The 12,903-nt window shown below is 70.9% G+C and carries 11 protein-coding genes; 7 read left to right on the top strand and 4 right to left on the bottom strand.

The window, feature by feature from the left end; genetic code table 11:
- Window positions 1-28: 28 nt before the first annotated feature.
- The gene (locus ACH4PU_RS35520) at window positions 29-418 is read right to left on the bottom strand and encodes a recombinase family protein (RefSeq protein WP_398281970.1); all 390 of its coding nucleotides are present in this window, start codon (window positions 416-418) and stop codon (window positions 29-31) included.
- Between the two features lie 1,605 nt (window positions 419-2,023).
- Here ACH4PU_RS35520 and ACH4PU_RS35515 point away from each other — a divergent pair.
- Window positions 2,024-3,256, top strand: coding sequence for a hypothetical protein (locus ACH4PU_RS35515; RefSeq protein WP_398281961.1), 1,233 nt, complete (start codon window positions 2,024-2,026; stop codon window positions 3,254-3,256).
- Between the two features lie 448 nt (window positions 3,257-3,704).
- Here ACH4PU_RS35515 and ACH4PU_RS35510 read toward each other — a convergent pair whose 3' ends face one another.
- The 3 genes from ACH4PU_RS35510 to ACH4PU_RS35500 all read right to left on the bottom strand — a co-directional run bounded on the left by ACH4PU_RS35510 (window position 3,705) and on the right by ACH4PU_RS35500 (window position 6,116).
- On the bottom strand, window positions 3,705-4,091 hold the full coding sequence (locus ACH4PU_RS35510) for a hypothetical protein (protein WP_398281959.1): 387 nt from the start codon (window positions 4,089-4,091) through the stop codon (window positions 3,705-3,707).
- A 182-nt stretch (window positions 4,092-4,273) separates the two neighbouring features.
- Window positions 4,274-4,633: a hypothetical protein gene (locus ACH4PU_RS35505; RefSeq protein WP_398281956.1), complete on the bottom strand. Its 360-nt coding sequence runs from the start codon at window positions 4,631-4,633 to the stop codon at window positions 4,274-4,276.
- Window positions 4,634-5,249: 616 nt separating this feature from the next.
- A complete protein-coding gene (locus tag ACH4PU_RS35500; RefSeq protein ID WP_398281953.1) occupies window positions 5,250-6,116 on the bottom strand; it encodes a recombinase family protein in 867 nt (288 codons plus the stop codon).
- A gap of 289 nt (window positions 6,117-6,405) precedes the next feature.
- On the opposite strand from ACH4PU_RS35500, the gene ACH4PU_RS35495 reads away from it, so the two are divergent.
- The 6 genes from ACH4PU_RS35495 (at window position 6,406) to ACH4PU_RS35470 (ending at window position 12,678) form a co-directional block, all read left to right on the top strand.
- Window positions 6,406-7,320 (top strand): transposase family protein, encoded by a 915-nt coding sequence (locus tag ACH4PU_RS35495; protein ID WP_398281950.1) that lies wholly within the window; start codon window positions 6,406-6,408, stop codon window positions 7,318-7,320.
- On the top strand, window positions 7,317-7,985 hold the full coding sequence (locus ACH4PU_RS35490) for a Mu transposase C-terminal domain-containing protein (protein WP_398281947.1): 669 nt from the start codon (window positions 7,317-7,319) through the stop codon (window positions 7,983-7,985). Before ACH4PU_RS35495 ends, ACH4PU_RS35490 begins: the two co-directional genes overlap by 4 nt.
- Window positions 7,986-8,351, top strand: a complete 366-nt coding sequence (locus ACH4PU_RS35485) for an AAA family ATPase (protein WP_398281944.1) — start codon at window positions 7,986-7,988, stop codon at window positions 8,349-8,351.
- Between the two features lie 117 nt (window positions 8,352-8,468).
- Window positions 8,469-8,744 (top strand): hypothetical protein, encoded by a 276-nt coding sequence (locus ACH4PU_RS35480; protein ID WP_398281941.1) that lies wholly within the window; start codon window positions 8,469-8,471, stop codon window positions 8,742-8,744.
- On the top strand, window positions 8,737-11,079 hold the full coding sequence (locus ACH4PU_RS35475; protein ID WP_398281938.1) for a hypothetical protein: 2,343 nt from the start codon (window positions 8,737-8,739) through the stop codon (window positions 11,077-11,079). Before ACH4PU_RS35480 ends, ACH4PU_RS35475 begins: the two co-directional genes overlap by 8 nt.
- A gap of 1,236 nt (window positions 11,080-12,315) precedes the next feature.
- Window positions 12,316-12,678 (top strand): hypothetical protein, encoded by a 363-nt coding sequence (locus ACH4PU_RS35470; protein WP_398281936.1) that lies wholly within the window; start codon window positions 12,316-12,318, stop codon window positions 12,676-12,678.
- Window positions 12,679-12,903 lie beyond the last annotated feature (225 nt).

Here is a 12,903-nt window from a genome sequence, read left to right as displayed (position 1 = left end):
CTGACCCGGGGATTCTACGAGTGGGCTCTCACCTGTCAGAGGTACAGGATGTCCGACTACTACGATCCGCGCAGCATTCACGCGACCGCCGCCTATACCCCTCCGGACATCCCCTTCCCGCTGAGGTGACAAGCAACCAGCGTTGAGGACTTGGAGGCAGTTGCGTCCCGGCCGCACGCAGCCCGCCCAGGCCCCATGCGCGGGTGTGAGGAGTTGCAGTACGGGAAGTACCGCCGACCTTGCCGCGGACGCAGGCGGCGGCCAGGCCTTCGCGGATGCCGGAGACGATGAGTTCGCGGATGGTCTTCGACAGGGCGGCGAAGACGTGGGAGACGAGCCGACCACCGCGAGTGGCGGTGTCGAGGTTCTCGTGGAGCGAGGTGAAGCCGGTCTCGCGGCGGCGGAGCTCGGTCACCATGTTGGTCAGGCCCTGGAGGGGGCCCAGAACTGGCGAAGTTTTGCCCTCAGCCCCGTCGGCCAACTCCATCTGGCGCGTCAGCTCGGCTCGCGCCTTCGCCACGCTTCATGGTGGGCGAGTGGTCCAGCGGGCTTCAACGGAGATCTCGAACCTGTGGAGGCCGCCGCGCAGTGACCGCGCCGCCGTACCCGGTTCCGGGTCGAGTCCGTCAGCGATGCGCAGGGCCTCGCGGCGCAGCCACCGCAGCGCGCGGGGGCCTCCGCGTCGTACCGGCGACAACGGAATCTGCCGGGTCTGTGGTGGACGGCGACGACAGGTGGGCACGTCAGGTACGAACGACTTCGCCCGCGCCCTCGGCTTCACCCGCGACCGCACCGCCCCGGCCACCGGCCGTGTGCCGGCATGTCGGGCCCGGACGCGGGTTCCGGCATCGGCTGGGAGTGCGGCCGGACCAGTCTGTGTCGGTCGGTGGCGGGCGGCTGCCTTCGGGCCGGGCAACGAAGGGATCACCGAGCACCATGCCCCGCCGCCCGGACGGGGGCGCGGCCCGGCCGGATGGACCGCTGTCACCTGGACGTGAAGGGCTTGCTCCCCGGCCATAGTCGGCCGAGGCTCTGGCCACCGCCGGCCGCATGTTGCCGGCATGCGCACTGAGCAGGGCGGACAGGCGGTTCAGGCCACGGTCGAGCACGGACGGCTGCCCGGCAGGCAGTCCACGAGTCGAGGGGCAGGTCTGTCGGTAGAGGATAATGCGATTCCGTCGTCCGAGTGACGGGTGGGCGACGGCAGTTCGGGACATCCACACCAGTGCGGGCACTGTGGGCGCGAACGTTCAAGAAGATGCTCGTCGGACGATTTGACCGGCCCGTCGGCGGGCGCTACCACTCTGCCTGACACCGCGACTTTCCCGGCGTTCTCCCGTGTCGGCCTGAGCCCTGAAGAGGGCCGCTTCGCCACGGCACCACCGCACCCCGCTTGATCCTCATGGAGAAAGAGATGCCTACCCGTCACCGCGTCGTCGCGGTTTTCGTCACCGCCGCCGCGTCGGCGGTTATCCTCGGCCAGGCCCCGACCGCCCTCGCCGACGATCACCACGGTGAGGGTCTGGGGCAACTGCCGGTGGCGATCGTCTCTCCGCCCCTGGGAAGATCACCAAGGAGCGCAAGCTCACCGACAGCTACCAGTACGACGCCAATGGGGGCTCCTCCTCGTCCTCGGAGGAGCAGCCGCCACCCTCGTCCGGCCCCGCGCCTGCCCCCCCCAGCCGGGCCCGGTCACCGCAGCCAAGGACACCCTCAACTCCACCGCGCAGTCCGCGCTTTCCGGTACCTCCAGCACCGTCGACTCCGCCGCGAAGTAGAAATCTGCCGCCCGGAGTAAGCGTCGGCATGGTGTCCGCCCTTCCCCCTCCCCCCCCGGCAGGACCAAGCGCCCCGCCCGCGGGTGCCGGTCCTGCCCTCCGGGGCCCGTCACACCGCGTGAGGTGTCCCGCCGGTTGCCCAGGCGACCCCGGCGTCCGCCACAGCAGTCGCGGCTCTGCTGGCCCCGGCGTCTCTCACTTTCCGCACCGCGCCTAGTACCGGCCGGTGAAGCAAGGAGTTGTGCATGTCGAGCAGGACCAATACCGCTTCCGTGCCCGGCACCGGACGCCGCCTCGTGGCCCTTCGGCCGTTGGTGTGGGCGGCTTCCGGTGTGGTGGTCACCAGCCTGTTGGCCGCAGCCACCGTCCCGACCGCGCAGGCCGCCGCTCCTCACGGCATGAAGACCTACACGACGCCGAGGACACGGACCTTCGACATCCCCGGCGGCGTCACAGCCGTCACGGTCTCGGTGTGGGGGCCGGGCGGGCCCGGTGGCGGAGGCGCCGCCGGTGGCGGTGGCGGCGGAGGGGGCGGCGGTACCTTCGTCAAGTGCCACTTTCTCGTCAAGCCCGAGTCGGCGCTGTCGGTCATCGTCGGCGGGGCAAGCACCGTCCGCCCTGGCCCCGGAAGCTCTCCCGCCGTCGGCGGCGCCAAGGGCAAGGCCAAGGGAACCACCATCACCCATGGCGGCACCAATGGCACCGACGGCCACAGCAGCGAAAAGGGAGGCGATCCTTCCTTCAACTCCTCCATCGCTACACGACTGCCGTCCAGCGGTGTATTGGGTGCGGACGGCTACGCCATCGCACCAGGCGGTTCCCTGGGCAAGGGCGCGCCCGGCGCCCCGGGCGGACAGCACGGAGAAGGCGGCTACAACGGCGAGTACAGCAACGGCGCGCCCGGCGACGGCGGCCGACCCCCCGGTCAGGGGCCCGCAGGAGCGGGCGGTGCCGCTACCGTCGAATACGTGCGGTGCAAGGGTCTGTTCATCGAAGGCGTAGACGGTACCGCGGGCAGTCCCGGACAGCCGGGCGAGCCCGGTGACCTGGGCGGCCAGGGACGCGACGGCGGATACGGCGGCCTTGCCTTCAACCCCGGCAAAGGTGGAAAGGGCGGCCACGGCGCAGTCGGCGCCCACAACAAGCTCTACGGACACGGCGGTGACGGCGGCCGCGGCGGTTACGGGGCTACGGCGGTAGCGGCGAAAGCGGACAGTCCGAGCACCGCCAGCCCGCCAGGGACGGACACGCCGGCACCACCAGCAGCAAGGGCGGCGACGGAGCCGTCATCATCACCTGGTGAGCGGCACCGGCGGCCCCGTCGCTCGACGTTCACTTGTGTGGTAGATCATGATCTCGCTGGCGTCGAACACGGCGCGCCTCCTCCGGGCGGGATTACTCGCCCGCGCCATCTGCGCGGTCAGGAGAGGGACTTGCTCGCCGGGACGAGGACGCAGCGACACCGACTCACCTCATGAAGACGAACGACCTTGGAAACCAGGCCGAGCCTGCCCGACGTGTCGGACGACACGAGATTGTCAGTGGGGTGTCGACCTGGCGACCTCGCGTAATCGAGGGTTCCGTATTCCCCGGCGGGTGAGGGCTCGTGGTCACCTTGAGTGGTCGCCGGGAGCGTAGTGGCGCCAGGTTCCTCCGGCCTCTTCGGCGAGGCGGGCTGTGGTGTCGTCGTTGTAGCCGAGCATGCGGGCGATCACCGGGGCCGGGGCCTGCAGGACGAGGTGGCGGATCGACTCGCGAAGTCCCCTTCACCGGCTGTGTTTGAGGGATTTCGACTGATGGACGTCGCCCACAGGGTGCTCCCGGGTTCGGCCGGCCAACACCGGTAGGTGGTCCGCACGGCTTCCTTTGGCTGACCGGAAAGCGTCAGGCGCATGGCCGCACACAGAAGGCGGGTGCGGGCAAGCGCTACGTGCGGTCTTTCTCCGATTTGTCGATCGCCTTGCGCAGGAAGAATTTCGCTTCTCGGAGTTCTTTTTCTGCGCTTTCGGGCTTCCCCGTATCCCAGTCAGAAATAGCGGCCGCCTCGGCTCCTTCTGCTCGGTGCAGTTCGTCTGTGAGGTCATCGCACCGTTCGTCCGCATCGTGCAGGGCATACCAGGCCCTGCCGAGTCGTTCCTCGGTGAGTTTGATGATGGCCAAGTTCACGGCGTTTTCGGCCTTTTGTAAAAGCTGGCGGCAGCTTTTTGGTTCGGCCGCGTAAGCAGATGGCGGGGCGGCGATGACTGTTGTGCTGGTGGTGAGTGCGAGCGCGGCGAAGGCGGTGAGGACGCGCCTGAGGACGGGAGGGTTCATATTTCTCCAGCCGGGCCGGGGGGCAGGGGATGACGGCGCGTGCGGGGAGGCGTGGTGCAGCCACGGGCAGTCTGACGGGCTGTCTGTCTGGGTGAGGGGGCAGCTCCGGGGCCGAGCGGCGGGTAGCGGTGTCCGCGCCGGTACGACTGCGGTGGCGGGTGGCCGGTTCAGGCTGTGCGGGGCTATTGCAGGGCGGAGTTGGCGGTGGCTCCGACGCCGGCGGTGATGGACTGGACAGCGGAGTTCGCGGTGTCCTTGAGGTTGGTCACGGCGCCGGGTTCCGACGGGGAGGCGCTTCCCGAGGAACCGGAGGAGGTCGCTGACGAGGAGCCGCTGGAGCCGGATGCCTTGGGGTCGTACTGGTAGGTGTCGCTCACCTTGTGCTCCTGGGTCAGCTTGCCCGGTGCCGGGTAGGTGATCTGCGCGGGAACACGCAGGCCGTCGGGGCCGTCGTCCGCCGCCGCCGGGATGGCCGGGCAGGCAAACAGCGCCCCCGCCACAGCGAGAGCGAGAACGGCCGGCCGAATACGCACCAGAGACACGTGTGGCTCCTTTTGATGGATGGGTTTTCGCGTGTGCGAGAAGAGCCGTGGGGCCGCGCCGTATGCGGCTGGAAGAACAGCGACGGCCCCACGACTTCCAGGAAGCTCTCCAGGTGGCGCAGAACAGAAATACCTCCCGATCGGCCATCGCGCAATAACATCAGCTGACGGAAGGTTTCACCTAAGCGAAATGCGACGACACACGCAAACAGACGTTCCCGTCACACGGTGGACCACAGGCAACTCCGCCAACATCTTGTCCACCAAACCGCCCTCACGTGTGAAGGGCCGGCAGGTTTATCCGCAGCGTTGACATCTTTGCGGGTGACCTTATTCGCAGAGCTTGAGGCCGGTGGCTTCCTGAACTCCGGGGCTTGATCACGGCCGTAGGCGATACGTACATCCCGTAGAGGGTTGGTTGGCTCGCTCCGCCCCTGCGCACTGCGGGCCAGCCGCATCCTCGCCCAGTTCGAAGGCTCTACGAGGTAGGCGAACCCCGCCGCAGGGGCTCCCGCGTCTCAACTTCTCGGGCCGATCCACGCCGAGCCCGGATGAAGTCGACTCCAACCCCAAGATCGACGACTGGCGGCTTGCGGTCTTACCTCGGCGATACTCCTCAGTGGTCGGCGACACGGGGTGTGGCAGTGGTCGCGGCGGCTTCGTCGTACGCGGCCAGCGTCCGGTAGAGGGTGGAGCGGCCGACGCCGAGGTGCTCGGCGATGGCGGTGACGGACTCCTTCGCGTCGCGGCGGCGCAGGGCGACGGCGAGCATGTCGGCGTCGACGGCCGGGGGCCGGCCCCCGTGGTTGCCGTTCGCGGCGGCGGTGTCCAGGCCGATCAGGGTCCGCTCGTGGATGAACTCCCGCTCGACCTCCGCCATCGCGGCGAAGACGACGAAGAGGACCTTGCCCGCGCCCTGGGGGTCGTAGATGCCGGACAGCGGCCCGCCGAGGATCTGAAGGCGGTGGTCGCGCTCGGCGAGGTCCTGCGCGGAGGTGATGAGCTCGACCATGTTGCGGCCGAGCCGGTCGAGCATCGTGACGGTGAGGGTGTCGGCCGGGCGCAGGTCGGCGAGTGCGGCGTTGTACTCGGGGCGGATCTTCTCGCGGGTGCCGACCTTCTCGACGTAGATGCGCACGCAGCCGGCTTCCTTGAGGAGGCGGACCTGTCCGGCGAGGTCCTGGCCCTTGCTGGAGACGCGGGCATAGCCGATGCGGTCGCCGGCTCGCGCGGGCGCGGCGCCGACGGCGGGGTCGGGTTCGGGGCCGGGCTCCCAGGCGCGGCCGGGACCGCGCGCGGCCGGGATGCGGATCGCGGGCCCGGACTTGAGCGCGGGGATCTTCGCGTAGCGGCCGGTGTGGTAGTCGACGGCGACGACGCCGGAGTTCGTCCGGCACACCGAGCCGGGCGGTGCCCCGCACCGCGGGCATGCCTCGCGCTCGACGAGCTCGGCCCGGTCGATCTCGTCCAGGTCGCCGTTCACGTGTTCCTCTCCCGCCCGGCCGTGCGAGGCTGCCCGTCCCGAATACCCGTCCCGCTTCTGCGTCGCGTCCACCGGTTCCGGGACGCCTTTCGGGACGGCTCCCGTGCTCCTGCCGTCGCGCCGGGCGGCCGTCTCGGAAACGACCGATTCCGGGACGGCGGACACCGGGGTCCGGACCAGCCGCACCGTGGGCCTCACCGCAACCGGTTCGGACAGGGTTCACCTGTTCGAGCGGAGGTGGTGCCGCAGGGCTGTTCGGGGCGGCGACATCCCACTGACACTTCGTTCCGTGACCAAGATCGCGGCAGAGGTACGGCGGACGGCGGTGGCCCGGCTCCAGGAGCTGCGCGCCGACGGCGTGCTGACGGCCGCGCACGTACGGACCGTCGCCCGCAGCGCCGGGGTGAGCGAGCGGACGGTGTGGCGGTGGCTGTCCCCGCCGGCCGCCCGGCCCGCCCGGCAGCCGCGCACGCACTACCTCCTAAGCGACACCGACCTGGAGGCGTTCGCGTTCTACCGGGGCAACATCGCGGCCCTGCACCGCGCACGGCAGGCCGTGCTCGCCGGGGACGGCACGACGGCCGGGGCGCCGGTGCCGCAGTTCCTCGCCGAAGGGTGGGCCGGCGCCCGGCCGGTGACCCTGCGGACGTTGCAGCGGGCGTTCGCCGCCGAGCTCACCCCGGCCGAACGCGCGGCGTGGAAGACCGGCGAGTCCGGCCGGCGCGCGGCCGCGGTCTACCTGCGCCGCCCGGACACCCCGCGCGGCCGGTGCTGGGAGATGGACCACAAGCAGCTCCCGCTGCTCGTGCTGCCTCCCAAGGGCGCGGCGCTCGCGCCGTGGATCACCACCGTGGTGGACGACGGCACCCGCGCCCTGCTCGGCTGGGCCATCGCCATCACCCCGACCTCCGCCACGGTGTTCACCGCGATGCGCATGGCGATGCTCCACGACCCGCAGGTATCCCCGTTCGGGGCGGTGCCCGAGCGCGTACGCATCGACCGCGGACTGGAGTTCGCCGCCGACGACGTCGAGGCGGCCCTGGGCGCCCTGGCCGTGGTCATGCACCGACTGCCCGCGTTCGCCCCGCACCGCAAAGGCAAGGTCGAGCGGCTGAACCTCACGATCGAGCAGACGCTGATCTCCCAGCTCCCCGGCTCACCGGCGGCCCCCGCGACGCGAGCGGCACCCTGTACGGGCCGGTGAAGGACTCCGTCGCCGCCAAGCGCGCCGCCGAAGGCGCCGCCGGCGCCCCGCTGCGCATCGAGCGGTTCGTGAACCGGTTCGCCGACTGGGCCCGCTGGTACAACACCGAGCGCCCGCACCGGATGCTGGCCGGCCGCACCCCGCTCCAGGCGTGGATGGAGGACACCGCGCCGCTACGGCGCATCCCCGCCGACCAGCTGCGCCACCTGATGCTCGCCTCCACCGAGCGCACCGTCCAGAAGGACGGCATCAACTTCCGCTCCCTGTCCTACCTCGCGCCCGAACTCCACGGCCGCGGCGGCCAGAGAGTCGAGATCCGCTACATGCCGCACGACGACCGCACGATCGAGGTCTTCCAACGCGGCAAGCACCTGTGCACCGCGTACCCGACCGGACAGCTCACCGCCGAGCAGACCGAGGCGTTCCGCGCCCACGCCCGCGCCGAGGCCGAACGTCTCGGCCGGGAACGCCGCCGCGCCTCCCGGCGCTCCCGCCGCGAACTCGCGCCCATGACCGGCGACGGCACCCCGGCCCAGGAGTCCCGGCTCGTCGCCGAGAAGAACGGCCGCATCGCCACCCGCCAGGCCCGCGACGCCGCCCTGCGAGCCCGCTCCTCCACCTCCCTGCTCGGCATCACCCCGATCCCCCAGAAGAAGGAGAGCTGAATGCCCCGGCACTTCGCCGACCTGACCGGCGCCGCCACCCTGCCGACGGGCACCTTCCAGCTCGCGCACCGCATCGTCGACGACCTCGTGAAGAACAACGCCACCGGCGTCATCCACGGCCCGGCCGGCACCGGCAAGACCTACGCGGTCGAGGCCGCCCTGGAGGACCAGGCCGCCCGCGGCGGCCCGGCCGTCACCACACTCGCCTTCACCGCCCGCCCGACCATGCGCCTGGTCGCCGACCACCTCCTGGCCGAACTCACCGGCACCGAGGTGCCCAAGTCCCGCAACCGCTTCCACATCACCAACCGGCTCCTGGACCTGCTCGCCCACCCCCGCCGCCTGGTCGTCGTCGACGAGGCTTAGCGCCTCAACAGCGACTGCATCGAACTGCTGCGGCACCTGCACGACGAGCCCAAGACAAAGTTTGCCCTCCTCTACGTCGGCGGAGACGGCTGCTGGGAGGTCCTCTCCCGCGAACCGATGCTCCGATCCCGCGTCTTCCGCCGCCTGCCCTTCCGCCCGCTGGCCGCCGAGGAAGTCCCCGACCTGATGCGCGCCTACCACCCCATCTACGAAGGGACCGACGACGCCCTGCTGCGGCAGATCGACGAGCTGTACGGACAGGGCACCATGCGCGACTGGGCCGCCTTCACCCATACCGCCGCCAGCATCTGCCAGGACGCCGGCCGGGAACACATCGACACCGAGGTCATCGACAACGCCCTCACCCTCCTCGGCGGCGGCCTATATGCCTGACACCGCCCCCGCCCCCGCGGTCTTCAACCGAGACCTGCCTGCCGGGCCCCGCATCGTCATGGTCGACAACCCCGGTGACGACTACCGCATGGTGCGCCGCCTGGCCGCCGTCGAAGGCCCCGGACGCCTCGTCGTCCGGCCCACTCCCGGCGGCCGCATAAGCGACCTCGCCCTGGACATCCTCACCGCCACCGGCCGCAGCCCCTCCACCCTGCTCACCGACCGCATCCCCTCCTCCGACGCCTGGGCCCAGGCCGCCGCCCAGCTCACCGCCGACCAGACCCGCCACGTCGTCATCAACCGCGCCCACCGCCTCCCCGGCGCCGCCCTTGAACTCCTCGCCGAGCTCGGCCGCCGCGCCCACGCCACCGTGTGGCTGATCTGGCCGACCACCGAAAACGACACGTACGTGCCCGCCCCGCTGCGCGCCTTCCGCGACGCCGGGTACCGCCTGCACGCGATCGACTTCCGCACCTTCATGCGCGAGCTGCCGCCCCCGCCGCGTGTCCTCACCGGAGATCTGCGGGCCGACACGAAAACCCCGTGGGCCGAAGGCACCGGCCCCGTCCTGCCCATGCAGGACTTCCCCGTCTTCCTCGCGCACTGCCGCGACAAGCTGCCCGGCAACACCTTCACCGCCGTACGCGCCGTCTACGACCGCGAGGTCCACCTCGCCGACCAGTGGCTGACCCGCCACGGCCTGGCCGGCCACCACACCAGCCCCGGCGGCCCGCGGCACACCCGCGCCTTCGCCGCCCGCCTGACCTTCTACCTCCGCGACCACCGCATCGGCCCCGCTCCCGACCAGGCCCACGCCCTCGCCCGGCTCCGCGGAATCCAGACCGCCCTGTTCTTCCGCGGCTACCTGCTGCGCTGGCAGTACGAGACCCTCGGCGCCGGCCCCACCACCCGCCTGCTCAGCCAGCTCACCGCCCGCCTCTGCGACAAGCTCCGCGCCGCCGCCACCCTCGAAGACGCCGCCGCCACCGCCCTGTCCATCCACCTCTCCCACCCACCCACCGGGCTCGGCCTGATCACCTGCGGCAACACAGCCCCCGACGGCCACGCCATCCGCCTGCCGGTCACCGGCAGTCCGTACATCTCCGAGGAGACCCGCTTCCTCACCGTGCCGTGGAAGTGGAAGAGCCACCGCCACCGCCCCATCGAACTGTCCGCCCTCGACGTCCTCCACCTCGAATCCGACAAGCCCGTCCTCCTGCCCGAGCACGCCGCCCCACTCCTCGCCGCCCACCTCGCCTACCGCCGCCAGCAGGGCGCCACCAACTCCGACCCGCTGTTCGTCCACCCCGACAGCCCCGGCGACAAAAGCCCCGAGCCCGGCCTGCGCGAAGCCGTCATGCGCACCTGCTACCGCATCCACCACAACCCGGCCTGGCTCCACCGCTCCCACTGCCGCCACGGCGACGAGGACCAGCACGACGCGACGCAGGCCGGATGGATGCACCACCGCGGCCTCGACCTCACCCCCCCTCAGCGACGACATCCGCAGCCGCCTGTGATCAGCGACGACGCAGCCTTCGGCCGCCGCACCCCCCGACAGCAGGGCCCCAAGCGCCACCGCTACGGCAGCGCGCACCCCTCACACCTCGTCAAGCGGCGTCTGCTCGCCGCCAGCATGACCGCCTGGCAACTCGCCGACCTCCTCGGCGTCCACGAGCACCAGATCGACCTCGAAGAACTCCCCGACCTCCCCGTCCGCGTCCTGCTCGAACTCGCCCGCCGCCTCGACATCCACCCCGCCGACCTCATGACCGGAGCGGACGACCTCTTCGAACGGCCCCGCCAACAACAAGTCCTCGACCGGCGACGCCAGGGCCCCGCCCGCGACGCCCTCACCCTGATCACCGCGCTCGCCCACGCCGACGGCCCCCTCACCGCCGACGGCATCACGGCCGCCCTGCTGTGGTCCGCACCCCGCCTCGACGCCGCACTCGACCACGCCCACGCCCACCCAGACGCCGGCGGCGCGCTGACCCTCCGCGACGTACCGCCCGACGGGTACACCGCCGCCCCGCGACTCGACATCCTCCGACCCGACCAGGCCGACGCCATCGCCGGAAGGAAGAACCTCACCCCATCCGTACGCGGCTGCATCCAGCCCCTCGAAGCGGAGGTCCTCCTGCGCGTCTGGGTCGACGGCGGAATCGACACCGGCGACGCCGCCCAACGCCGAGCCCTCGAAGACCTCGCCACCGCCGACATGGTCACCCGCGGCGACATCGTCGACGTCCTGCCCGACCACGTCGCGTACAGCCTGCGGATGCTCTCCGAGCCGTCACCGCCTACTGACACACCTCATGTCGCCGACCACTGACATCTCGTGTCGCCACCCGCTGACGTTCTGACGTCGTCCGACACGACGATCACGCCATCGCGCTGGGGAATCTCAAGGTCACCGACAGAGTCGCTCACCACCGCGCATCGCGGATGCATACCAGGGCATACAGTGCCCCTAGCGAGCGTTGTCAAGGGGATTCGCACTCGCTATCGGATCCGGTCAAGGTGGCGCATCCAGTGCGTCACCCCCTGGTCAAGGGGTCTGCCACCCTCCCAGCACACCCGCACCGCCTTACTCTCCGTGCCCGACATCGCGCCAGTGCGGACGGTGCGGCGCACCCGATGCGGCTGCAGAATGCGGCGCACCTGGTGCGCACCGGGGCGGCCAAGGCTGGCGGCGCATCGCCGGTGCGCACCGCGATACACCCGGTGCGGTGCACCGCCCGCACCACGCGCGCACCGGTCGCCACCGTCACGCGCCTTCCATGCGGACCCGTCAGCAGCCCTTCGGCGACCAGCCGCAATCCGGGCTGCTCAGCGCCGCTCAGTAGAAGGCGACCGACCATGCGTTCGGCACCAAACGGGCCTGACTGCGCGTTGGAAAGTCCTTCGGAACCCGTTTAAGTGATGGAGAAGTTGTGGCCAGAGTTCTGGGGTCGGGGCTGGGCTCGCCCATGTGCGGGCCCCGCTCCTCCCGGGACGGGGCGCGAGTGGTTGTGCCCGGGGCCGGCTGGTGAGGCGGCCCCGGGCACAGTCGTGGAGGGCGCGGCTCGGCCGCGTAGCGCCATCACATCAAAACAGCCGAAATCGTACCGGGCTCCGGGGCTTCCCCGTGCGAGGCAGCGCGCATCCGGTAGAGGACCGGCAGGCCGTGCGTTCTTCCCCGCAGGGGTGGAGGCGGAGCGTGGTGTGGACGGGCATCACCTGGTCGGGTGCTGTGATCGGCGTCCGCCGGTCGCACGCCCCCACCTACAGCCTCCCACGTGCGTATCGCCCATACGCCTTGGGTTACGAGCCGCCGGTATCGCCCCGCCATTGAGTGGTGGAACTCCCCGATTTGGCGAACGTAGCTGCGCGCCGTGCCACCAGTCAGCACGTACGTTCGCTGTCGTCTGATCCGACGATTTGACCGGCCGCAGAGGAGAGCGGTAGCAATCTCGGCGCCGCACCACTTCCTGGCGTCACGTGCCAGCCGCTCGCCCTTTACGGTCCGGCGTTTTCTCCCTGCGACCCCGGCGCCGCAGGGCCCCCGTCGAAGAGGAGTGAAGGCTCGATGTTCTCTGCGCGTAACCGCATCGCGGCCGCCCTGGTGGCCGTCGCCGCGTCGGCGATCACCCTGGGCCAGGGCACCCTCGCCCTGGCCGCGGGCCCGGGCGACGACGGTCCCTCGCGTCTGCCCGTGCAGATCACCTTCCCCGCCCCAGGCAAGATCACCAAGGAGCACAAGGTGACGAACACGTATCAGTACGACCCGAAGAGCGGCTCCTCGTCGCCCTCGCAGGAGCAGCCGCCGGCCAGTTCCTCGCCCTCGCAGCCGGAGCCGGGCCCGGTGACCACCCTGAAGGACACCGCCAACTCCGCTGCCCAGGCGGTCGCCTCCGGTGCTGGAGCCACTCTCGACGCTGCCGCGAAGTAGCACAGCGCCCGTCCCGGGCCCGCACGCCGCACCAGCGGTAGCCGCGGGCCCGGGACGGCGCGACGCGCCCAGGCACCCGCAGCACCCTTTGCTCGCACTCGTCCGCCCCTTCCGGGCCGGCTCGTCGAATTGGAGAAGTCGTGACGCACACTAACACCGGCCGGGCGTCTGGAGTGCTGGCCGCTCTGGCCGCCCTGGCTCTTGCCGTTCCCCTCGCACCTGACG

Source organism: Streptomyces sp. NPDC021100 (genome assembly GCF_044333095.1).
In the GTDB taxonomy this organism is placed as follows: Bacteria; Actinomycetota; Actinomycetes; order Streptomycetales; family Streptomycetaceae; genus Streptomyces.
This window is presented reverse-complemented; position numbering and strand designations above follow the sequence as displayed.